Annotated in this window: 20 protein-coding genes; 15 read left to right on the forward strand and 5 right to left on the reverse strand. The window is 61.1% G+C overall.

What is annotated here, in order from left to right; translation table 11 throughout:
• Together I4W09_RS04275 and I4W09_RS04280 are read left to right on the forward strand one after the other, a co-directional pair.
• Positions 1-816, forward strand: coding sequence for an electron transfer flavoprotein subunit beta/FixA family protein (locus I4W09_RS04275; RefSeq protein ID WP_196032209.1), 816 nt, complete (start codon positions 1-3; stop codon positions 814-816).
• Positions 817-2022: an electron transfer flavoprotein subunit alpha gene (locus I4W09_RS04280; RefSeq protein ID WP_196032212.1), complete on the forward strand. Its 1206-nt coding sequence runs from the start codon at positions 817-819 to the stop codon at positions 2020-2022.
• On the opposite strand, the gene I4W09_RS04285 is transcribed toward I4W09_RS04280, so the two are convergent.
• Entirely contained in the window at positions 2019-2831 is an 813-nt protein-coding gene (locus I4W09_RS04285; RefSeq protein ID WP_196032215.1) for an HD domain-containing protein, read from the reverse strand. The two genes, I4W09_RS04280 and I4W09_RS04285, sit on opposite strands and share 4 nt — an antisense overlap.
• A 162-nt stretch (positions 2832-2993) precedes the next feature.
• Between I4W09_RS04285 and I4W09_RS04290 the strand changes: the two genes are divergently transcribed.
• The 4 genes from I4W09_RS04290 to I4W09_RS10675 all read left to right on the forward strand — a co-directional run bounded on the left by I4W09_RS04290 (position 2994) and on the right by I4W09_RS10675 (position 6468).
• Positions 2994-3650 (forward strand): AzlC family ABC transporter permease, encoded by a 657-nt coding sequence (locus tag I4W09_RS04290; protein WP_196032218.1) that lies wholly within the window; start codon positions 2994-2996, stop codon positions 3648-3650.
• Positions 3640-3963, forward strand: a complete 324-nt coding sequence (locus I4W09_RS04295; RefSeq protein ID WP_035137063.1) for an AzlD domain-containing protein — start codon at positions 3640-3642, stop codon at positions 3961-3963. The genes I4W09_RS04290 and I4W09_RS04295 overlap by 11 nt, the downstream gene beginning before the upstream one ends.
• Positions 3964-4113: 150 nt before the next feature.
• The gene (locus I4W09_RS04300; protein WP_195521014.1) at positions 4114-5136 is read left to right on the forward strand and encodes a 2-keto-3-deoxygluconate permease; all 1023 of its coding nucleotides are present in this window, start codon (positions 4114-4116) and stop codon (positions 5134-5136) included.
• Between the two features lie 189 nt (positions 5137-5325).
• The gene (locus I4W09_RS10675) at positions 5326-6468 is read left to right on the forward strand and encodes a GGDEF domain-containing protein (protein WP_196032221.1); all 1143 of its coding nucleotides are present in this window, start codon (positions 5326-5328) and stop codon (positions 6466-6468) included.
• A 190-nt stretch (positions 6469-6658) separates the two neighbouring features.
• Here the strand turns inward: I4W09_RS10675 and I4W09_RS04310 are convergent, their stop codons facing one another.
• Both I4W09_RS04310 and I4W09_RS04315 read right to left on the reverse strand, forming a co-directional pair.
• A complete protein-coding gene (locus tag I4W09_RS04310) occupies positions 6659-7594 on the reverse strand; it encodes a DMT family transporter (RefSeq protein ID WP_196032224.1) in 936 nt (311 codons plus the stop codon).
• A gap of 101 nt (positions 7595-7695) precedes the next feature.
• Positions 7696-11442: a phosphoribosylformylglycinamidine synthase gene (locus I4W09_RS04315; protein ID WP_196032227.1), complete on the reverse strand. Its 3747-nt coding sequence runs from the start codon at positions 11440-11442 to the stop codon at positions 7696-7698.
• Positions 11443-11626: 184 nt separating this feature from the next.
• On the opposite strand from I4W09_RS04315, the gene I4W09_RS04320 reads away from it, so the two are divergent.
• Positions 11627-13189 carry a cation:proton antiporter domain-containing protein gene (locus I4W09_RS04320; RefSeq protein ID WP_006234446.1) on the forward strand — a complete coding sequence of 521 codons (1563 nt, stop codon included), beginning with the start codon at positions 11627-11629 and terminating at the stop codon, positions 13187-13189.
• A gap of 345 nt (positions 13190-13534) precedes the next feature.
• Here I4W09_RS04320 and I4W09_RS04325 read toward each other — a convergent pair whose 3' ends face one another.
• On the reverse strand, positions 13535-14284 hold the full coding sequence (locus I4W09_RS04325; RefSeq protein ID WP_138340724.1) for an SDR family NAD(P)-dependent oxidoreductase: 750 nt from the start codon (positions 14282-14284) through the stop codon (positions 13535-13537).
• Between the two features lie 214 nt (positions 14285-14498).
• On the reverse strand, positions 14499-15842 hold the full coding sequence (locus I4W09_RS04330; RefSeq protein ID WP_196032230.1) for a homoserine dehydrogenase: 1344 nt from the start codon (positions 15840-15842) through the stop codon (positions 14499-14501).
• Positions 15843-16092: 250 nt separating this feature from the next.
• On the opposite strand from I4W09_RS04330, the gene I4W09_RS10405 reads away from it, so the two are divergent.
• The 8 genes from I4W09_RS10405 (at position 16093) to I4W09_RS04370 (ending at position 23078) form a co-directional block, all read left to right on the forward strand.
• Positions 16093-16344 carry a hypothetical protein gene (locus tag I4W09_RS10405; RefSeq protein WP_230318676.1) on the forward strand — a complete coding sequence of 84 codons (252 nt, stop codon included), beginning with the start codon at positions 16093-16095 and terminating at the stop codon, positions 16342-16344.
• Positions 16345-16559: 215 nt separating this feature from the next.
• Positions 16560-17747: an ABC transporter substrate-binding protein gene (locus I4W09_RS04340; protein WP_035137075.1), complete on the forward strand. Its 1188-nt coding sequence runs from the start codon at positions 16560-16562 to the stop codon at positions 17745-17747.
• A gap of 139 nt (positions 17748-17886) precedes the next feature.
• A complete protein-coding gene (locus I4W09_RS04345; RefSeq protein WP_196032233.1) occupies positions 17887-18768 on the forward strand; it encodes a branched-chain amino acid ABC transporter permease in 882 nt (293 codons plus the stop codon).
• 9 nt (positions 18769-18777) lie between these two features.
• A complete protein-coding gene (locus I4W09_RS04350; protein ID WP_117862433.1) occupies positions 18778-19857 on the forward strand; it encodes a branched-chain amino acid ABC transporter permease in 1080 nt (359 codons plus the stop codon).
• On the forward strand, positions 19847-20707 hold the full coding sequence (locus I4W09_RS04355; protein ID WP_055310550.1) for an ABC transporter ATP-binding protein: 861 nt from the start codon (positions 19847-19849) through the stop codon (positions 20705-20707). Before I4W09_RS04350 ends, I4W09_RS04355 begins: the two co-directional genes overlap by 11 nt.
• A complete protein-coding gene (locus I4W09_RS04360) occupies positions 20708-21421 on the forward strand; it encodes an ABC transporter ATP-binding protein (RefSeq protein WP_230318677.1) in 714 nt (237 codons plus the stop codon).
• A gap of 175 nt (positions 21422-21596) precedes the next feature.
• The gene (locus tag I4W09_RS04365; RefSeq protein ID WP_196032236.1) at positions 21597-22274 is read left to right on the forward strand and encodes a copper homeostasis protein CutC; all 678 of its coding nucleotides are present in this window, start codon (positions 21597-21599) and stop codon (positions 22272-22274) included.
• 3 nt (positions 22275-22277) lie between these two features.
• Positions 22278-23078, forward strand: coding sequence for a DUF4931 domain-containing protein (locus I4W09_RS04370; RefSeq protein ID WP_196032239.1), 801 nt, complete (start codon positions 22278-22280; stop codon positions 23076-23078).
• Position 23079 lies beyond the last annotated feature (1 nt).

Consider the following 23079-nt stretch of genomic DNA (forward strand, 5'->3'; position numbering starts at 1 on the left):
ATGAGCGATTTCCATATGGTGGTGTGCGTCAAGGCCGTGCCGGGCAGCACCGAGGTCAAGATGGACCCCAAGACCAATACCATCGTGCGCGATGGCAAGCAGGCGGTCATTAATCCCTTTGATGCGAGCGCTTTGGAATGCGCGCTGGCGCTGAAGGACGACTTTATCGGCTTTGGCATGGACGTGCGCGTGACGGTGGTGTCGATGGGCATCCCCGCGACCGAATCGCTGCTGCGCGACTGCATCGCTCGAGGCGCCGACGACGCGCTGCTGCTGACCGACCGAGCCTTTGCGGGCGCCGATACCCTGGCAACCACCTATGCCCTCAAGTGCGGCATCGAAGCGCTCGACGAGGACTTCGACCTGCTCATCTGCGGCAAGATGGCGGTGGATGGCGATACGGCCCAGATTGGCCCCGAGCTTGCCGGCGCCTTTGAGATTCCCTGCGTGACCGATGTGAGCTGCGTGCAGAGCGCAGGTTTTACGACGTGCGGTGCGCTTTCGCTCGTTCACGGTTGCGATGCCGGCGAGGAGACGGTCTATCTTGAGATGCCGTGCGCGATGACGACTGCCAAGGAGATTGGCCAGTTGCGTATGCCGAGTATTGCCGGTATTCGCGCGGCGGAGGAGGCGGACGTGCGCGTGGTCAGTGCCGCCGACGTGAACGCCGACCCCGCGCGTTGCGGTCTTGCCGGGTCGCCGACACAGGTCGTGCGCTCGTTTGTGCCCGACCGTGACCAAACGTGCGAGGCCGTTGAGGGGACGGCGTCCGAGCAGGCGGCAAAGCTTGCCAAGATTATCGAGGGGATGGCATAGATGAGCGGACTGATTATCGATAGCGAAGCCTGTATCGGCTGCGGTCGCTGCGTTCGCGCCTGTGCCTCGGGCGGCATCGTAGTGGAAGGCGAGCGACCCAGCCGATGCGCCCGCGTAACCGACGGCTGCATCCTATGCGGTGGGTGCGTCGACGCCTGCCCTGTCAACGCTATCTCGATCGAGCGTGACGAGGCCGCTGGTGCGGTGGACCTTGATGCATATCGAGACATTTGGGTATTCGCGCAGACCGACGAGCACGATACGGTGACTCCCGTTGCCTATGAGCTTATGGGCAAGGGCCGCGAGCTTGCCGATGCTCGCGACTGCCGTCTGGTGGCACTGATCGGTATGGGTCCCGAGGGTTCTCTCGGCGACCTGGAGCATCTGGTTTGCGCGGGCGCCGACGAAGTCCTGGCCTGTCGCGACGAGCGCCTGCGCCAAAACGATGCGGAGGTCTACGCCCGCTTGATCTGCGATTTGGTAGCCGAACGCAAACCCGAGGCCATCCTATACGGTGCGACCGCTTTTGGCCGCGAACTGGCACCCGGCGTTGCCGTGCGCTTGCAGACGGGCCTTACGGCTGACTGCACCGTACTTTCGATGGATACGGAGACGGGACTGCTGCAACAGACGCGTCCGGCGTTTGGCGGCAACCTGATGGCCACCATCGTCTGCCCCAATCATCGTCCCCAGATGGCAACGGTTCGTCCCGGCATCTTTAAGGCGCCCGACTTTGACTACGACCGCTCCGGCACGATCACCCAGATATCGCTTGCGGATGATGCTAAGGCTCGTGTCGAGATCTCGATTCCCGCCGAGGAGTGGAGGCAGCAGGCCTCGATCGCCGATGCCGAACGCTTGGTCGTGGTGGGCCGCGGCATTGGCTCCAAGAAGAATCTGCCCCTGATGCGAAGGCTCGCCGAGGCTCTGGGAGCCGAGCTTGGTTGCACGCGACCTGTCGTGGAGGCCGGCTGGTTGGAGTATCGCCATCAGATTGGCCAGACCGGCGTATCGGTTTCGCCCAAGCTTCTCGTGAGTATCGGTGTTTCGGGCGCCATCCAGCATCTTGCCGGCATCGGTGGGGCAGAGTGCATTATCGCCATCAACGAGGACCCGGATGCCCCCATCTTTGGTGCTGCCCAGTACAAGGTTGTCGGCGATGCCGTCGAGGTCGTCGAGGAACTGCTGGCCCAGCTTGAGCGCTAGGCGCGCGCCAGCCAGTCGCGCATCTCGTCCTTAAGGCGGCTCCAAGTCGCCTGCGTGGCGGGGTCGGTAAAGGGCCGCGTAATGCCAAAGGGCGCGTCGAGCAGGCGGTGGATATCGCCCTGTTCGCGCGCCAGCGCGCGGCTTGCTGGATAGACGAGCTCAAACATAAAGCAGATGAGTCCCACCAGGTAGTCTGCGGGCTCGTTGCGTTCATCGCGTGCGACGCAGCGGTGCTCGTCAAAGGCGGCAAGTGTCGGCGACGAGAAACGGCTGCCGAGAAACGTCTTCTCGTCCACCTTGAGGATGGTGTCGACGGTGCTGTCGGCGATGGTGCGCATAATGTCGATCTTGTCACCATCGCGCACGATATCGCAGAAGCACCGTGTACGCTCGTCGAGTAGTGCCGGCAGGCGAAAGTCGCTGTGATAGGCGATGCTCGCTCGGATGAGCTCGTCATGCGCACCGGTTTCGATAAAGTCACGGATGTTTGTCGTGGCGGGTGCATCGGCGGGATTCTCGCCAAAGAGGACCTCGATGCCCAGCGCCGCATGGCTCATGCTCTCGGCGTCCTTAAAGGTGTCCCAGCGTCGCAGCTGCTCAAAGCGGCCCATATCGTGTAGCAGGCCGCAAAGCCATGCCAGGTCAATATCTTCTGACGACCAGCCCTGCTCGCGTGCTACGGCATCGCATGCCTCGGCCACGTGGTACGTATGCTCGATTTTGAGCGCGATGCGTGGGTTGGTGGCGTCGTAGGCATCGGTGTAGCTTTTGAAGGCCGCGCGCGCCCGGTCTCGATCGATAGCTGTCATAATGACTTCCTAAAAAGTTGTGTCTTTCGATCCGGTGGCAATTGTAGGTGAACTCGGTTGCTGCCGGATGATGATTCTGCCGTATCGCTACATGCGGCTCGGAGACCTTGTCAGGGTGAGAAGCGTATGGTGCTCAAAATCGTTAGAACCGTCTGGCCGGTGATGCTTACCTATGTTGCAATAGGCGCGCCGTGCGGAATGATCATGGGGCAGACGGGAATGGAGCCCTGGATGGTCTTTGCTCTGAGCAGCACGTTTGTGACGGGCAGCGGGCAGTTTATGATCTGCAACCTGTGGCTGGCGGGTGTGCCTGCAGCATCGATCGTCGCGAGCGTCGCCGCCGTCTCCTCGCGTTTTGCGCTTTACTCGGCATCGATCGCGCCGCATCTGACGGGTGCCTCGAAGTGTCAGACGCTGGCTGTTGCCGCGACACTTACCGAGGAGGCATACGGCATCTCGCTTGCCAAGTTGGTTGAAGGGGAGGATTGGGGCCCGCGTGAGTCCTTCGTGCTCAACGTGATCCTTATCGCAACATGGGGCGTTTCGTGTACGACGGGCGCCATCGTCGGCGCCGTTGTCGATGTTCCCACCGCCATTGCAGCCTTTGTCTGCACCTCACTCTTTATCTGCCTGCTCTTTTCGCAGCGGCTGTCGCGCGGCAATGTCGTGGCTGCTGTTATGGCTGCGGTGTCTGTCGCCATATGCAAGTTCTTGGGCCTCACGAATATTGCCGTGCCGGCAAGCGTCGTGGCCGGCATTGCCATTGCGTTGGCGTGCGATGCTGTATTTGACGGAAGAGGTGCCCGCGATGCCCGTTAACGAGTTCTTGGTTCTGTGGCTGTCGTCGTGGGCTGCTATCGCGTTCTTTCGCATCGCGCCGGCGTTCGCCTTGCGCGGGCGGACCCTGTCGCCCCGTATTACCGAGGCCCTGGGCTATATCCCGCCCGCTGCCTTTGCCGCGCTGGTCGCCAACGACTTGGTGAGCCCCGGCGCGTTCGACGCGGGACTCTGGCCTGCCTTGGTTCCCTGGATTGCGGCCGCCGGCGTCGTGGTCGTGGCGGTCAAGACAAAATCGATGCTGTGGTGCTGCGTCTCGGGCATCGTACTCTATATCGTCTTGAGCCTTATATAGGGGTGGCGTCGCGGGCGCCGAATCTCGTTCCATCCCAACTTGTCGAATTTTTCACCGAGCTGGTCTATTTCTTCTGGTACCATGGTCAAACTTTACTGTAGCAAAGCATGACGTGGGCTTTTGTTCCGCGTCAGCGGAAATGGGGGTTTCATGGCACAGGAAGCGACTGCCAACGAGCAAAAGAAATTCAAGGTTCCGCGCATCCCGGGCGACATCATGATCTATCCGATGATCGTCGGTCTTTTGCTCAACACCTTCTGCCCGCAGGTTTTTGAGATCGGCGGCTTCTTTACGGCTGCCTGCCGCGGTGGCTCCAATACCATCGTCGCCGCGATCCTGCTGTTCGTGGGCGCCGGCATCAGCTTTAAGTCCACGCCGGGCGCCATCAAGACCGGTATCGTCGTGCTGATTCCCAAGCTGGTCGTCGCAGCGGCTCTCGGCCTAGGCGTGGCATATTTCTTTAACGACAACTTCCTGGGTCTGAGCTCCGTGTCTATCATCGGCGGCATCACGTTTTGCAACATGGCGCTCTATACGGGCATCATGGGTGAGTTCGGCGATGAGTCCGAGCAGGGCGCCGTCGGTATCCTGTTCTTTACGGCCGGCCCCGCCGTCACGATGATCATCCTTGGTGTTTCGGGTCTTGCCAACATCCCTGTCGGTACTATCATCGGCTCCATTTTGCCGCTCGTTATCGGCATGGTTCTGGGCAACCTGTTCCCGTTTATCAAGAACCTGCTGGTTCCCGGCGCCAATCCCGCGATCGCTGTAATTGGTTTTCAGCTCGGTGCGTCCATGAGCCTTTCGAGCTTCATCGCCGGTGGTATTTCCGGCATCTTGCTGGGCCTTGTCACGCTGTTTGTCGTCGGTCCCATCACCTTTGCGTTCGAGCGCCTGTGCGGTGGTAACGGCAAGGCTGCCGTGGCTTGTTCCACCATCGCCGGCACGGCTATGACCACGCCGGTTGCTCTCGCCGAGGTCGCGCCGCGCTACGCCGAGCTTGCGCCCACCGCGTACGCCCAGATCGCCACTGCCGTTATCATCACGGCAATCATGGCTCCGATTCTGACCGGCTGGGTCGACAAGAAGTTCTGCCAGGGCAAGGAGGACCTGTCGCCTGCCGGTGTCGAGGCCATCGAGGAGGCCGTCGCGACCGACATCGATGGCGAGTAACGGCCGTTACCGATAATTGATTCCGGCGTGCAATTCGCGCCGTCCGAGCGCCCGAACAGAAACTGTTTTGCAGTGATGTTCGGGCGCTTTGCTGTGATTCCCTTTACCCCTGCGGAGTAAAGGGGTGTTTATTGCCCTGATTCGAATTGGGCGATTCTGACCATTCGGATATTGAAGGGATGGCGTCTAGTGGTTAAGGCACTCAAGATTGAGATATTCCTGCTATGCATGATTGTTCTTATCGGGCTTGCCGCGCGAAGTCGTCGCTCCTTGTTCTCGAGCACCCTGCAGCTATTGTTTAGCATGCTTGGCTACACCTCTGCCGCGTACATATTATTCGATATGATCTGGACGCTTTCGGATGGTGCGGACGGCACGTTGGGTATTGCTGCCAACTGGATTTCCAACGCGGTTTCGTTTTCGCTCTTTGCCATCGCGTGTCTCATTTGGTTTATCTATTCCGAGACGATGCAGGGCTCTCGCCTTGTGACCTCGCGCTATAGGGTGGTGCTTGTAACGTTGCCTACGGCTCTGGTGGTCGTGCTGGCTTTTACCAGTTACTGGACGCACGCCTTGTTCTATATCGATTCGCAGGGCGTGTATCGTCGCGGCTTTGCCTATATGATCCAGCCCATTGTCAGCTACTGTTACGTTATACATACGTCCCTGCATGCGTTTGTGCAATCTCGCAGGGTCGAGAGCCTGCAGACGAAGGCTATCTATCGAACCTTGGCATTTTTCGCCATTCCGGCCCTGGTGGGCGGTACCTTTCAGATCGTATACTCGGTGCCTGGCCTTTGTGTCGGCATAATGATTAGCATGTTGCTGCTCTACATTATCTGCCAGGAGCAACTCATCTCGACCGACCCGTTGACTGGCCTCAACAATCGCAACCGTTTTGAGACCTATATGCTGTCGCTCTTCTCAAATGTGGATCAGGCCGAAGATGTGTATCTGCTCATGATGGACGCCGACGGCTTTAAGCAGATTAACGATCGCTATGGGCATGTGGAGGGCGACCACGCTCTTCAGGTCATATCCGCTGCGCTCAAAGAAGTCTGCTCGGCGTCTGGTGGCTTTATTGCACGTTATGGTGGCGATGAGTTCGTGGTGCTCCAAAAGGCAGCAGCGGAACAGGACATCATAGATCTGTGTTCGGCGATTAACGACGAGCTCGCGCGCGCCGAGGTTCCGTATCTGTTGCGGATGTCCATCGGCTACGCACGGGTTGGTGATGGCGTCGATACCTGGCAAGACTTGCTTCGCGCTGCCGACGCGGAACTCTACCGCGTCAAGGCCGAGAAAAAGAAAGCCGGCGCCCAGATACGCTAGAAAAAAGGGCGCACGACCGTTGCGATGGTCGTGCGCCCTTTTTGCGTTTGCGGGGGCCACCGGCCATAACGCCCAGGCGCGGTGCGGCAAGACGAGCGTCTGCCGCCGCGGCTCGGTACGAAATCAACGAGAATCAGTGTGCTCCATTGAGCTAAAGTGTGCGAACGCCCTCTTTAAAAAGGTGAGCTCGCTAGGCTTTTTTGGGTTTGTTGACGATGATGATGCCGCCGCAGACCAACAGCAGGGCAACGATGACGGTAATGGGGCTCGTGCCAGCGCCCTCGCCGAGCAGCAGCGCGCTCAGCAGCACACCAAAGACGGGGTTCATAAACCCAAAGACCGAGACGCGGCTGACGGGGTTGACGGCAAGCAGGCGCGACCACAGCGAGTAGGCGACCGCGGAGATAAGCGCCATGTAGATGATGAGCGCGATGGCGGGGGCAATCGCCGTGGGGGAGAGCGCGCCACCCATCAAAAAGCCGATGGCGGTGAGGACCAGGCCGCCGACCAAGAACTGCCACCCGGCAAGCAAGACGCCGTCGTGCTCACGCGAGAAGATACCGATCAGGCAGGTCGAAAGGGCACCCGCGACGGTGGAGGCTAGGATAAAACCCTCGCCGTCGAGCGTAAAGCCAAAGGTGCCGTCCGCGCCCGAAAGGTTGACGAGCGCGACGCCGGCAAAGCCCAGTACGCAGCCGAGCACTTTGGCCGCATTGAGCTTCTCGGTGTGAAATGCCAGGGCGGCAAAGAGGATTGCGAGGAAGTTGGCGCTGGCCTCGATGATGGAGCTCGACATGGCGCTGGCGCGCGAGAGGCCCAGGTAGAAAAAGAAGTACTGCCCGATAGTCTGGAAGAGCGACAAGATGCAGATGGGCTTGATATCGCGCGCTTGCGGAACGAGCGGTCGGCGCTGGGCCACGCTCATGCCAACAATGACCAGCATGCCGGCAAGGGTGAAGCGCAGGCCCGCGAAGAGCAGCTGCGAGGCGCTGTCGTGCGCGGGAATACCAAAGAGGCCGTAGCCGATCTTGATGCAGGGGAAGGCGGAGCCCCAGAGCGCGCAGCAAACGAGACAGCCCAGGATGAGTCCGGGCAGGGTGGCGAGATACGGCTTGCGGCTTTCCATGATGTCCTTCTCCTATACGCGCAAAGCAAAAAAGAACCCGCCACCGGGGGTGCCGGTGGCGGGTGTTGTTACCCGAGGGGATTGTACCCGATGGAAACGTATTAAGCGAAGTAGGCTACGCCGCTCTCAAAGATCGGCATGAATTTGTCGCCGGGGACATGCTCGGGCACGTTGCAGTACAGGTTGTCGCCGCGACGCTCGGCATGGCCCATCTTGCCCAGGACACGGCCGTCGGGGCTCGTGATGCCCTCGATGGCGAGTGCGGAGCCGTTGGGGTTGACGGAAAGGTCCATGCTGGGTTTGCCGTTCTCGCCCACGTACTGCGTGGCGACCTGGCCGTTGGCGATCAGCTGGGCGAGCACTTCGTCATTGGCGACAAAGCGGCCCTCGCCGTGGCTGATGGCGACGGTATAGGGGTCGTCCAGGCTGCACTGCGACAGCCACGGGGACAAGTTGGACGAGATGCGGGTGCGCACCAGACGGCTCTGGTGGCGACCGATGGTGTTGAACGTCAACGTGGGCGCATCGGGCGTGGCGTCGACGATGTCGCCGTAGGGCACCAGGCCGAGCTTGATCAGGGCCTGGAAGCCGTTGCAGATGCCCAGCATCAGGCCATCGCGGGCCTTGAGCAGGTCGCGGACTGCCTCGGTGACCTCGGGAGCGCGGAAGAACGCCGTGATGAACTTGGCAGAGCCGTCGGGCTCGTCGCCGCCCGAGAAGCCGCCGGGGATCATAACGATCTGGCTTGCACGGATGCGGCGGGCAAGCTCGTGGGTGCTCTCGGCGACGGCCTCGGGCGTGAGGTTGTTGATCACGAAGGTGTCGGCCTCGGCACCGGCGGCACGGAAGGCGCGGGCGCTGTCGTACTCGCAGTTGTTGCCGGGGAACACGGGGATAACCACGCGCGGGCGGGCGATCTTGGCGCCGCCGTACACGTGGATATCCTTGGCGCGGAAGTCGATGGTCTCGACCTCGGGGGTCTCGCCGGCGCTGCGGTAGGCGAAGACGCCCTCGATGCCGCTCTCCCAGGCCTCCTGGAGCTCGGCGAGCTCGATGACCTCGGAGCCGGTGTCGATGACATAGCCCTCGACGGTGGTGCCCAGGGGCTCGACGACAACGCCGTCGGCGACCTCGGGCAGCTCGGCGTCCTCGGCGAGCTCGACGATAAAACTGCCGTAGAGCGGGGTGAAGAGGCTCTCCACGTCTACATCCTCGGCAAGCTCGATACCGATCTGGTTACCGACGCACATCTTAAAGAGGCTCTCGGCGCCGCAGCCGTAGCCGGGCGTGGATATGGCCAGGGCGTTGCCGGTAGCAGTGAGCGCCTCGACGGCGTCAAACGCGGCGAGCAACTGCTGGGCGTCGGGACGGTAGTCCTCGCCATAGGTGGCGGGGGCGATGCGGACGACGCGGTGCGTGAGGCCCTTGAACTCGGGCGAGACGGCGCGGGCGGCCTTGCCCACGGCGACGGCGAAGCTGATCAGGGTCGGCGGAACGTTGAGCTCGCCGGTCTCGTCCTCAAACGAACCGCTCATGGAGTCCTTGCCGCCGATGGCGCCGGCACCCAGGTCGACTTGGGCCATGAGGGCACCCAGGACGGCAGCCATGGGCTTGCCCCAACGCTCGGCCTCGGTGCGCAGACGCTCGAAGTACTCCTGGAAGGAGAGATAGGCGCGCTTGTGCTCAAAGCCGGCAGCCACGAGCTTGGCGATGGACTCGACCACGGACAGGTAGGCGCCCGCAAACTGGTCGGCCTCCATCAGATAGGGGTTGAAGCCCCATGCCATGGCACTCGCCGTGGTGGTCTCGCCGTCCACGGGGAACTTGGCGACCATGGCCGAGCTGGGGGTGAGCTGCGTCTTGCCGCCAAAGGGCATGAGTACGGTCGCGGCGCCGATGGTGGAGTCGAAGCGCTCGGAAAGGCCCTTGTTGGAAGCGACGTTGAGGTCGGTGACGAGCGAGGTCATGCGCTCGGCGAGCGTGGTGCCGGCCCAGCTGGGCTGCCACACGCTACGGGCGCACACGTGGGCGACCTGGTGCTTGGGTGCGCCGTTGGAGTTGAGGAACTCGCGGGACAGGTCGACGATAGCGACGCCGTTCCAGGCCATGCGCATGCGCGGCTCAGCGGTAACCTCGGCGATAACGGTCGCCTCCAGGTTCTCCTCGGCGGCGTAGCCCATGAACTCCTCGACGTCACCGTCGGCGACGGCGCAGGCCATGCGCTCCTGGGACTCAGAGATAGCGAGCTCGGTGCCGTCCAGGCCGTCGTACTTCTTGGTCACGGTGTCCAGGTCGACATACAGGCCGTCGGCAAGCTCGCCCACGGCGACTGAGACGCCGCCGGCGCCAAAGTCGTTGCAGCGCTTGATCAGACGGCAGGCGTCGCCGCGGCGGAACAGGCGCTGCAGCTTGCGCTCGACCGGGGCGTTGCCCTTCTGGACCTCGGCACCCGAGGTCTCGATGGACTCGGTGTTCTGGGTCTTGGAGGAGCCGGTGGCGCCACCGATGCCATCGCGGCCGGTGCGGCCGCCCAGCAGGATGATCTTGTCGGTGGGGGCGGGGCACTCGCGACGAACGTGGTTTGCCGGGGTAGCGCCCACGACGGCGCCAACCTCCATGCGCTTGGCCACGTAACCGGGGTGATAGAGTTCGTTGACCTGACCGGTGGCAAGGCCGATCTGGTTGCCGTAGCTGGAGTAGCCGGCGGCGGCAGTGGTCACGAGCTTGCGCTGCGGCAGCTTGCCCTCGAGCGTCTCGGAAACCGGGACGGTGGGGTCACCGGCGCCGGTGACACGCATGGCCTGGTACACGTAGCTGCGGCCCGAGAGCGGGTCGCGGATGGCGCCGCCTACGCAGGTGGCGGCACCGCCGAAGGGCTCGATCTCGGTCGGGTGGTTGTGGGTCTCGTTCTTAAACAGGAACAGCCAGTCCTGGTCCTCGCCGTCGACATCGACCTTCACCTTGACGGTGCAGGCGTTGATCTCCTCGGACTCGTCGACATCGGTCATGACGCCGGTCTTCTTAAGGTACTTGGCGCCGATGGTGCCCATGTCCATGAGGCAGACGGGCTTGGCGTCGCGGCCGAGTTCGTGGCGCATCTCCATGTAGCGGTCGAAGGCCTGCTGCACCACGGCGTCGTCGATCGTCACGTCGTCCAGGACGGTGCCGAAGGTGGTGTGGCGGCAGTGGTCGGACCAGTAGGTGTCGATCACGCGGATCTCGGTGATGGTGGGGTCGCGGTCCTCATCGCGGAAGTACTGCTGGCAGAAGGCGATGTCCGCCTCGTCCATGGCAAGGCCGCGATCGGCGATAAAGGCGGCAAGGCCGGCCTCGTCGAGCTCGCGGAAGCCGTCGAGCACCTCGACGGGCTGGGACTCGGGGGTCTCCATGTACAGCGTCTCGGGCAGGTCGAGCGAGGCGATGCGCGCCTCGACGGGGTTCACCACGTAGTGCTTGATGGCCTCGATGGCGGCTTCGTCCAGAGCGCCCGAGATGATATAGACCTTGGCGGAGCGCACGGCGGGGCGCTCGCCCTGGCTGATGAGCTGCACGCACTCGCTGGCGGAGTCGGCGCGCTGGTCAAACTGGCCAGGCAGGAATTCGACGGCAAAGACGGCGCCATCGCTTGCGGGGAGCTCGTCGTAGGTCACATCGACCTGGGGCTCGCTAAAGACGGTCGGCACGCAGGAGCGGAAAAGCTCCTCGTCGATGCCCTCGACGTCGTAGCGGTTGATGATCCTCAGGGCCTCGATGCCCTTGATGCCGAGAATTTCGGTCAGCTCGCCCTTGAGCTGCTGAGCCTCGACGTCGAACCCGGGTTTCTTCTCCACGTAGATACGAGAGACCATTGGTTCCTGCCTTCCTGATCGGTTGGGCGTACGGTACGGTATGCGGCAGCGGTCGGTTTGCGGGGTCTGCCCTGCGGTCGCCTTGAGCCACATGTTTGTAAACCTCACTATGATACGACAGCTCGCGGCGCGTTGAGGACGGCGAGGGTGCTACAGTGAAGCGCAAACAAGAGAAAGGCATCACATGGCATTCGTTTCGCTCGCTATCATCGCACTCGTGGCCTTTGCGAGTCCTTTTATCGCCTCGGCGATTCCCGGAAAACCCGTTCCCGAGACGGTCTTTTTGCTCGTGCTCGGCGCGGTGCTGGGACCCCATATGCTCGGCGTCATCCATGTAGATGCTGAGGTCTCGCTTGTGTCCGAGCTGGGCCTGGCCTTCTTGTTCCTGCTTGCCGGCTTTGAGATCGACCCCAAGAGCATCACGGGCGTCGAGGGGCGCTACGGCTTGGCGACGTGGGTCGTCACGTTTGGTATCGCCTGGCTTGCCGTGCGCTTTACCCCGTGGTTCTCAGTCAGTCATTTCGACGGTATCGCCGTGACGCTTGCCCTCACTTCGACGGCGCTCGGCACGCTCGTGCCCATCATGCGTGAGCGCTCGCTCACTGGCACGCGTGTGGGCGACTCGATTCTCGCGTATGGCACCTGGGGTGAGCTCGGCCCTGTGCTCGCCATGTCGGTGCTGCTGTCTGCCCGCACTGGCATCCAAACGCTCGTAATCCTTGGCTTGTTTGCGGTGGTTTGCGTGTTGCTGGCTGTGGTCCCAAGCCGCTCCAAGCGTGTCGGCAGCCGCTTCTTTGCGTTTGTCGAGGAACGCGCCGATACCACGTCGCAGACCTTCGTGCGCCTGACGGTGCTCATCCTGGTCACACTCGTGGCGTTCTCGGCCGTCTTTGATCTCGACATCGTGTTGGGTTCTTTTGCCGCCGGCTTTGTCTTGCGCTATATCATCCCCGAGGGCAACCATACGCTCGAGACCAAGCTCGATGGCCTGGCCTACGGCTTTTTGATTCCGGTATTCTTTACCGTATCGGGCGCAAAGATCGATCTGACGGCCGTGGCGTCGCGCCCGGGTCTGCTCGTGGGCTTTATCGTGGCGTTGTTGATTATTCGTGCCGTGCCCATTCTTATTTCTATGAGCATTTGTCCTGCGACGCGCGATGTGTCGGCGTATGGTCGCATTACCGTGGCCCTGTACTGCACCACGGCCCTGCCGATCATCGTTGCCGTGACAAGCGTTGCCGTCAACGCGGGCGCGCTGTCGCAAGATATTGCGTCGGTCATGGTCGCTGCCGGTGCCATCACGGTGTTCTTGATGCCGTTGCTCGCGCAGCTCTTCTACCGCGTGGTCGACGCCGCGCCGGTCGCCGCCGTGGCAGAAGTTGCCGAGCATCCATCCGATGCGCTCGACATCCTGCGCGCCCATCACGATTTGGCGAGCCTGCTCGCACGTGAGCACGAGCTGCTGACTTCGCATGGCCATGGTCGCGTATTCGAGGGCTTGCCTACGCTCGATACGATTGCCGAGCGTCTTTCCGCCGAGGCGGCGAGCGGCCACATCGATGCCCGCATCGTGGACGCGGCGCATCTTCTTGCCGATAAGACCTATGGTGATGAGGTCGACCCGTCCGAGCTGACCCCGCGCGAGCGTCGCCGCCTGGAGCGCGCCAAGCTCGCCGTGCGCGAATACCGCCGCCGCATGTTGGAGCTCTATGCAAGAGAAGAAGCCGAGGACGACGACGGCAAGTAGTCGATACTCTCTCGGGGAAGCCGCGTCCCGCTTTGAAGGCTCGGAACGGGATGTGATTTCCGAAACGGGGGCCGTTGGGAAACTGTGTCCCGGAATGGGCGCTCAGAGTGGGATGCAGTTTCCGCGAGAGATCCGTTGCGGAAACGGTATCCCAGAATCGGCGTTCAAAACGGGGCGCTCTTTCCGAAACATGGCCCTGAGGGAAGCTGCGTCCCGGTCTGAGTCGGAATTCCGGGACACAGCTTCCCTTTCAAACAGAAGAAGGCGCGCTGCCTGCAGTTGATGCAGACGGTGCGCCTTCTTTGTTGGACTATGTTGAGGCTGGGAGCTGAGGCTTGTGGTCCCTTAAGAGCGGGCGGCTCCGTCGACGGGGAGCACGGCGCCCGTGACGTAGGAGGACATGTCGCTCGCCAGGAAAACAAAGGCGTTGGCGACATCCTCGGGCTCGCCCATGCGACCCAGCGGAATGGTGGCGACGATGGGCTTAATAACCTCTTCAGGCAGGTTGGCGACCATGTCGGTTTTGGTTACACCGGGTGCTACGGCATTGACGCGAATGCCCATGGGGGCGAGCTCGCGCGAGAGCGACTGGACCATGCCGTTGACGGCAAACTTGGACGTTGGATAGCCGACGCCAGAGGGCTGGCCGTACTTGGCAACCATCGAGCTCGTGGTGGTGATGGTGCCGCCGTGGCCGGCCTCGGTCATGATCTTGGCGGCAGCTTGGTGGCCATTAAAGACGGCGACGACGTTAAGGTCCATGACCTTTGCGAACTCCTCGGCCGTGTAGTCCAAGAGGGGTGAACGCTGGGAGATACCGGCATTGTTGACGACCGTGTCCAAGCCGCCCATGTCGGCTGCAGCCTGGGTAAAGGCCTCGGTCACGGCTTCGAGTGAGGTGAGGTCGCAGGAGCGGCCCCAGACCTTGGCGTCGGGATAGGCGGCTGTCAGCTTCTCAACGGCCGCATCGGCGGTCTCCTGACGCGAGCCAAAGACGGTGACGGCGGCGCCTTCCTCGATAAAACGGCAGGCGATGGCATAGCCGATACCGCGCGTGCCTCCGGTGATGATTGCTTTCTTGCCCTCGAGCAACATGGTATTTCCTCTCATCGCGGGCGGACATTCGCAGCACAGCGTAGCCGTAACTGGAATCGGCCGTGTTTGCATATCGGTGAACGGTAGCCCGCGTTACCGATGAGCGGCTCGCGCAAATGTGCTCTGCCGTTGTGCTTAGGGCAGGAGACAAAAGGGCTCCCGTCCCGCATCGGACGGGAGCCCTCAAAGCGTGTATTGCTAGGCGAGCGTTGAGCTAGTTCGCCATGACGCCTTCGGTCCAAGCCTCAACGTCCTCGATGCGCAGGACGTTGGCGACCTCGGCTACGCAGTCGACGCTGGCAAGCTCGGCGGTGGCAGCCTGGACGTCCTTCTCGAGCGCGCGGTGCGTCAGGAAGATGACCGAGCAAGTATCGCTGGCGCCCGACTTGCCGTCCTCGACCTGGTTGATGAGCGAGATCGAGATGTTGTGCTTGGCAAAGATGTCGACCGTCTCGGACAGGGCACCCACGCGGTCGGCGACCTTCAGGCGCACATAGTACTTAGTCTGGAGCTCGTCCATGGGCTTAAAGGCGAGGTTGTGACCATAGGGCTCAATCTCGGGCAGCGGAGCCACGCCGCGGCTGATCTGCTCGGAGAGCGACAGGATATCGCCCACGACGGCGCTCGCGGTGGGGAAGGAGCCTGCGCCGGCACCGTAGAACATGGTTTCGCCCACGGCGTCACCCACCACGTAGACGGCGTTCATGGCGCCGTTGACCTTGGCGAGCATATGGTCTGCCGGGATGAGCGTGGGATGCACGCGGACGTCGACGCCGGCGTCGGTGTTGCGTGCGATGCCCAGCAGCTTGATGGTGTAGCCGAGCTCGCGGGCCTGGGCGATGTCCTCGGCGCCGATGGTACGGATACCCTGCTGGTAGACATCGTCGGTGGTCACGCGGGTGCCAAAGCCGATGGAAGCGAGGATTGCCGTCTTGCTGGCGGCGTCGAAGCCGTCGACGTCGGCGGACGGGTCGGCCTCGGCATAGCCCTTGGCCTGCGCGTCGGCAAGCACATCGGCGTAATCGGCGCCCTCGGCGTCCATGCGCGACAGGATATAGTTGGTGGTACCGTTGAGAATGCCGGCGATGGTCAGGATCTTGTTGCCCACCAGGTCGTGCTCGAGCGTGCTCACGATGGGGATGCCACCGCCACAGCTGGCCTCGCACTTAATCTGCACGCCGCACGCGCGCGCCTTCTCGGCGAGCGTCTCGACATGACGGCCCAGCAGGGCCTTGTTGGCAGAGACGACGTGCTTGCCGTGCTCAAAGGCAGTGGTGAAGATCTCGGTTGCGGGATGCTCGCCGCCGATCAGCTCGACGACGATATCGACGGCGGGGTCGGTGACGACGTCATGCCAGTCACTCGTAAAGGCCCCGCGCTCAATACCGGCTGCCTCGGCTTGCTCCCAAGCAAGCGCGCAGGCGCGGGTCAGCTTAAGGTCGATGCCGTAGGCTGCCAGGTACTCATCGTGGTGGCTCTTGATCAGGCGGGCCACGCCGCCGCCGACGGTTCCCAGACCGATGAGGCCGACGTTCACGGTGCGCAGGGGTTCGCTCATAGATAGCTCCTTCGTGCATCTTATGGATGGATTAACCGCTTAAAGGTTGAGTGCATTCTAGCGTGAACCGAGGGCGCGTGCTCGCCAGGCAACAGGAGTCGCACAAAACGGCACCCACGAAACGCTGCGGAAACATTGGAAACATGCTCGCTACAAACGAACTTCCGCAACAAACTGTCAACGTTTGCACCATAAGGTTTGCCCTGTACCGCAAGACGGCCGCACCGCGGCCAGCGAAAAGGGGGACACCATGTTTAGCATCAACAACGTACTTAACCGCAGGAGTTTCCTTGTCGGAGCCACGCTTATTTTTGCCCCGATCTATTACACCCCAGCGTCCGTTTTGCTCAAGAACGCCAAGGACATGAGCTACGACATGACACTAATGGGTGTCGACGGCATGGACAGCCTATGTGATCCAGGACGGCAAGTACATCGCTTCCTAAGTGCGCATAAAGCACGACCGGTGAGGCTGTTTTATTTAAGGCAGGTATGCTTGTAACAGAACGGAAACATTACTTTTACATAATAAAGTGGCAATACTGTATAAAGTAATAGAAATACGCAGAATTATGGATAAATCAACAAATCCAAAGAAAAGTTGAAATAATCGCCACTTTCCTTAACTAAAGCGTCTAGTATTTTGCGAACGCCGAACACGGCGAAGGATGGCCTGTCGGGTAACCGAAACCCGACGAGATTTGAGAGGAGAGCCGCATGTCGAGCCTCACCGGTAAGTCATTGAACCCTGTTATGAATCGCAGGAGCGTTATCGCGAGCGCAGCAGGTCTGGGGGCGATGTCCATTCTAGCCGGCTGCTCCTCCAACGGCGGCGATAGCGGTTCCGCTTCGGGCGACGCTTCGTTTAAGATCGGCACCATCGGCCCGCTGACCGGCGCCAACGCGTCCTACGGCAAGTCCGTTACCCAGGGTGTCGAGCTTGGCTGCAAGGATTTCTCGACCAAGGAGCTGCCGCTTGCCAGCAAGGCCGAGGATGACCAGGCCGACGGCGAGAAGGCCGTCAACGCCTTCAATACCCTGCTCGACTGGGGCATGCAGGCCCTCGTCGGCCCGACCACCACGGGTGCGTCGGTTGCCGTTGCCGCCGAGTGCGGTAACGACCCCAAGACGTTCATGATAACCCCGTCCGCGTCCTCCGAGGACGTCACCGACGGCAAGGATTGCGTCTTCCAGGTTTGCTTCACCGACCCCAACCAGGGTGTCAACGCTGCCAAGTTCCTGGCGCAGAAGTATGCGGACGAGAAGTTCGTGCTGTTCTATAACTCCGGCGACGCCTATTCTTCGGGCATCGCAGATTCCTTTAAGGCCCAGGCCGCTGAGTCCAAGCTCGAGATTGTTGACGAGGAGACCTTTAAGGACGACTCCGCCACGAGCTTTACCAACCAGCTGACCAAGGCCAAGCAGGCTGGCGCCACCATGATTTTTGCGCCGATCTACTATACGCCGGCGTCCGTCCTGCTCAAGAACGCCAAGGACATGGGCTACGATGTCAAGATGATGGGCTGCGACGGCATGGACGGTATCCTGGGCGTTGAGGGCTTCGATACCTCTCTTGCTGAGGGTCTGCTGCTCATGACCCCGTTCTCCGCCGACGACGAGAAGAACGCCGACTTCGTTAACGCTTACAAGGATAAGTACGGCGATACCCCCGACCAGTTTGCCGCCGACGCCTACGACGGCGTGCACGCGGTGGCCGAGGCCGTCAAGGAGGCCGGTCTTGGTGTCGACGCCGACCCGACCGAGGTCGCCGAGAAGCTGTCCAAGGCTATGCTCAAGATTACCGTTGACGGTCTGACCGGCAAGCTCACCTGGAACGATAAGGGCCAGGTTCAGAAGGAGCCCACGGCGTACGTCATCACCGACGGCAAGTACGTACAGGCCTAATTGGCCGCCTTACATAGAGCGGTTTTGATCCCAAGCAGGGGAGGTTTTGGCCTTCCCTGCTTGCTTGGTATCTAGGGACGATGTAACGTCCCTGTTTCATACATCAACTGGAAACCTATTCGAAAGGGGGATGTGGAACATGACGGTCTTTATCCAATACCTGGTCAACGGCCTGTCCATGGGCAGCGTCTACGCCATCATCGCGTTGGGCTACACCATGGTCTACGGTATCGCCAAGATGCTGAACTTCGCTCACGGCGACGTCATCATGGTCGGTGCCTATGTCTCGTTCTGCGCCACGTCGTATCTCGGCCTCCCGGGCTGGGTATCTGTAATTCTTTCTTGTGTGGTCTGCACGGTTCTCGGCGTTCTCATCGAGGGTCTGGCCTATAAGCCGCTGCGCCAAGCAGGCCCGCTGGCCGTTCTGATCACGGCTATCGGCGTGTCTTACTTCCTGCAGAACGCCGCGCAGCTTCTGTGGGGCGCCACGCCCAAGAACTTCACTTCGCTCGTCACCTTCCAGGTGCCGGAGTTCTTGGCCAAGTTCAACGTAAGCGCCGTCTCGCTCGTCACCATCGTCGCCTGCCTGGTTATCATGGCCGGCCTGATGTTCTTTACAGGTAAGACCAAGATGGGCAAGGCCATGCGCGCCGTGTCCGAGGACAAGGCCGCCGCTCAGCTCATGGGCATCAACGTCAACCGCACCATCTCGATGACGTTTGCCATCGGCTCGGCGCTTGCCGCCATCGCCGGCGTGCTCCTGTGCTCCTACTCGCCGGTGCTGCAGCCCACGACGGGTGCCATGCCTGGCATCAAGGCCTTCGACGCCGCCGTCTTCGGCGGCATCGGCTCCATCCCCGGTGCCTTTGTCGGTGGCATTCTCATCGGCATCATCGAGGCGATGGTGCAGGCTTACATTTCCACGAGCCTTGCCAACTCCATCGTCTTTGGTGTTTTGATCATCGTCCTGCTCGTCAAGCCTGCCGGCCTCTTGGGCAAGTACGTCCCCGAGAAGGTGTAGGTGAGCGTTATGAAGTTTCTTAAAGACAAGCAGACGCGTCACGACTTTGTCACGTACGCCATGTGCATCGTGGCCTTCGCCATCGTGTTCTTTATGCAGTCTAACCACATGATTCCGCGCATGATCGCCGGTCAGCTGGTTCCCATCACGGCCTATATCGTCATGGCCATTTCCCTCAACCTCGTCGTCGGCATCGCGGGCGACTTGTCGCTGGGCCACGCGGGCTTTATGAGCGTCGGTGCCTACACGGGCATCGTCACCGCCGTCGCGCTGGAGAGCGCCGTTCCGTCCGATCCGATGCGTCTGATCATCAGCATTGTGGTCGGCGCTATCGCCGCTGCCATCTTGGGCTTCTTGATTGGTATCCCGGTCCTGCGCCTGAGCGGCGACTATCTGGCCATCGTGACCCTGGCTTTTGGCGAGATCATCAAAGAGATCGTCACCTGCCTCATTGTGGGCGTCGACTCCCGCGGCCTGCACGTGATTTTTAACATCACGGGCAACTCTACGATCGACGACCTGCACCTGCTCGAGGACGGCACCGCCATCATCAAGGGCGCCCAGGGCGCCTCGGGCGTGTCGACGTACTCGACCTTCCTCGCCGGTGCCATCCTGGTCATGGTCGCACTCGTGATCGTGCTCAACCTGGTCCGCAGCCGTACCGGCCGTGCCATTATGGCCGTGCGCGATAACAAGATTGCAGCCGAGTCCGTAGGCATCTCCGTCACGGAGTACCGCATGATTGCCTTCGTGGTTTCCGCTGCCCTCGCCGGTGCTGCCGGAGCTCTCTTCGGCGGCAACTTCTCGCAGCTCTCCGCCACCAAGTTCGACTTCAACACGTCGATCCTCATCCTGGTGTTCGTGGTCCTGGGCGGCCTGGGCAACATGCGCGGTTCCGTCATCGCGGCGGCGTTGCTCACGGTGCTTCCCGAGCTGCTTCGTCAGTTCTCGGACTACCGCATGCTCATCTATGCCATCGTGCTGATCCTGGTCATGATTTTTACCAACAACCCGCAGCTCAAGGCGTTCTTCGGTCGCGTCAAGGACCGCTTTGCTTCCAAGAAGGAGGTGGCAGCCGATGCCCAGTAAATTTGAGTTCAAGAAGGGCAAGATGGTCCCGTATCCTTCTGGCGCCATCGTTCCCGATCGTGACCTGGGCGAGCGCCCTGCACTCGAGTGCATCCACCTGGGCATTGAGTTCGGTGGCCTTAAGGCAGTCGACGACTTTAGCCTGACCATCGGCAAGACCGAGATCGCCGGTCTGATCGGCCCCAACGGTGCCGGTAAAACCACGGTTTTCAACCTGCTCACCAAGGTGTATCAGCCCACGCACGGCACCATCCTGCTCGACGGCGAGGACACCTCGGGCAAGTCGGTCTATCAGGTCAACCGCATGGGTATTGCCCGTACATTCCAGAACATTCGCCTGTTCAACACCATGACGGTGGAGGATAACGTCAAGGTCGGCCTGCACAACCAGGAGCGTTACTCCGGCTTTGAGGGCGTGCTGCGCCTGCCGACGTATTGGAAGCACGAGAAGGCCGCGCACGAGCGCGCCATGGAGCTGCTGTCCATCTTTGATATGGAGCATCTGGCAAACGAGCAGGCCGGATCGCTGCCTTACGGCGCACAGCGTCGTCTGGAGATCGTCCGCGCGCTTGCCACCAACCCCAAGCTGCTGCTGCTCGATGAGCCTGCCGCCGGCATGAACCCGTCCGAGACCGCGGAGCTTATGGAGAACATCGTCAAGATTCGTGACACCTTCGGCATCGCCATCATGCTTATCGAGCATGATATGTCGCTCGTTATGAACATCTGCGAGGGCATCTGCGTGCTCAACTTTGGCAAGGTCATTGCCAAGGGTACGGCCGAGGAGATCCAGAACAACGACGCCGTTATCGAGGCATATCTGGGCAAGCAGGATAAGGGGGAGAACTAAATGGCAGAGCCGATGCTTTCCGTCTACAACATCAACGTCTGGTACGGCGCCATCCACGCCATCAAGGACATCTCCTTTAACGTCAACGAGGGCGAGATCGTGGCCTTGATTGGTGCCAACGGCGCCGGCAAGTCCACGACGCTTAAGACCGTCTCGGGCCTGCTGCGTTCCAAGACCGGCTCCATCAAGTTTATGGGCGAGGACATTACCCATACGCCTGCCGACAAGCTGGTGGGCAAGGGCCTGGCTCAGGTTCCCGAGGGCCGTCGCGCCTTTTTGCAGATGACGGTCGAGGAGAACCTGGAAATGGGTGCCTATACGCAGCCCAAGTCCACGGTGGCTCCGGGCCTCGAGCGCGTCTACGAGCAGTTCCCGCGCCTAAAGGAGCGCCGTCGCCAGGTCGCCGGCACCCTTTCGGGCGGCGAGCAGCAGATGCTCGTTATGGGCCGCGCCCTTATGAGCAACCCTAAGCTGCTCATGCTCGATGAGCCCTCCATGGGTCTGGCGCCGATTCTGATTAAGCAGATCTTCCAGATCGTCGAGGACCTGCACAAGGCCGGCACCACGGTGCTTCTGGTCGAGCAGAACGCGCAGATGGCACTTTCCATCGCTACACGCGGCTATGTACTCGAGACCGGCAAGATCACCATGACCGGCACCGGTCAAGAGCTGCTGCACGACGATAACGTCCGCAAGGCCTATCTGGGCGGTTAATCCATTCAACAAAGGGGGCGCTGACCAACCCGGTCAGCGCCCCCTTTTAAGTTGCGGTGAAATAGGGACTAAATGGGGGCGCTAGACGCCAAAACAGTCCCTATTCCACCGCAACTTCATGGGGATGTGTGACAATGCCCGTCGGAAAACATCTGCTGTCTTTGGGGGTCTATCTATGCTGTACGAGTTTTGTGCCGAGAACTTTGAGCGGGTGCCGGCGGCTATCGAGGCCGGTGCAAGGCGCATCGAGCTGTGCGATAACCTTGCCGTCGGTGGTACCACGCCCTCGGCCGGCGTTATCAGCGCTACGACCAACTATGCCCACGAACACGATGCACGGGTGATGTGCATGATCCGTCCGCGTGGCGGCGACTTTCACTACAACCAGGATGAGCTGCGCATGATGGAGATGGACTTGGGCCTTGCCGTGAGTGCGGGCGTTGACGGCTTGGTCTTTGGCTGCTGCAAACCCTGCGCTGGCGGATGGGCGCTCGACGAACTTACGCTTGGCGCCCTCGTGATGGCTGCGGGCTGCGCGACCGAGGAATGTAAGCGTGATCCCATCGACATCACCTTCCACATGTCATTTGACCAGCTCTCGCCCGAGGCTCAGCTCGATGCGATTGATACACTTGCCGACTGCGGCGTTACGCGCATCCTCACGCATGGCGGCGCTGCCGGTACGTCGATCGAGGATAATTTCGATTACCTGGCTCGTTTAATCGAGTATGCGGGCGATCGTTTGACCATCCTTCCCGGCGGCGGCATCACTACGGCAAATCGCGACGCGGTCGCGGCGGCGCTAGGCGTCTCCGAGCTCCATGGCACCAAGATCGTGCCGCTGGAGGTATAACCCGTGGCGCTGGTATTTGACGTTCAGCAGGCGAGCGGTAAGCCCGACGATAATCGTCGCCCTGGCACCGCGTGCCCCTTTTGCGACACGGAGGGACTTGCCAACATCATCCAGCGCGATGGTGACTGTATCTGGCTCGAGAATAAGTTCAAGACCTTGCGGGCCACACGTCAGACCGTATTGATCGAGTCTGCCAATCACGACGCCGACCTGGTGACCTATGAACCGGATGAGCTGCATCATGTGATGCGGTTTGCCCTGGGCTGTTGGCAGCAGATGATCGATTCCCAACAGTACCGCAGTGTGCTCATGTACAAGAACAAAGGCCCACTTTCGGGCGGCAGCCTCGTCCATCCACACATGCAGATTGTGGGCCTGGAACAGGAGGACGGCTATGCGGCGCTGACCTCAGCCAACTTTGAAGGCATCGATGTTTGGCAGAGGGGAAGGGTTGCGGTCAACATCTCAACCGAACCGATTATGGGGTTCTTTGAGGTCAATGTTTCAGCCCCGCAGGGAATCGCCGCCAGCGATGGCGCGCGAGACCAAGCCGAGACGGACCTCTTCGCCGATGCGATTCAGGTAGCTCTGCGCTATATCCTGAACGAGCACCATGGTGGTCGCGCAGAGTCGTACAACTTGTTCTTCTACCACATGGACGGCCGGACCATTGCCAAGGCGCTTCCGCGCTGGGTGGTTTCACCCTACTTTGTCGGGTATCGGCTGGCTCAGGTCAATGCTGAGACCACGCTCGATGTCGATGCGGAGCGATTCCGCGCACATCTGGAGGCGCTCACATCGTAAA

The sequence above is a fragment of the Collinsella aerofaciens genome, from assembly GCF_015670795.1.
Taxonomy (GTDB): Bacteria; Actinomycetota; Coriobacteriia; order Coriobacteriales; family Coriobacteriaceae; genus Collinsella; species Collinsella aerofaciens_Q.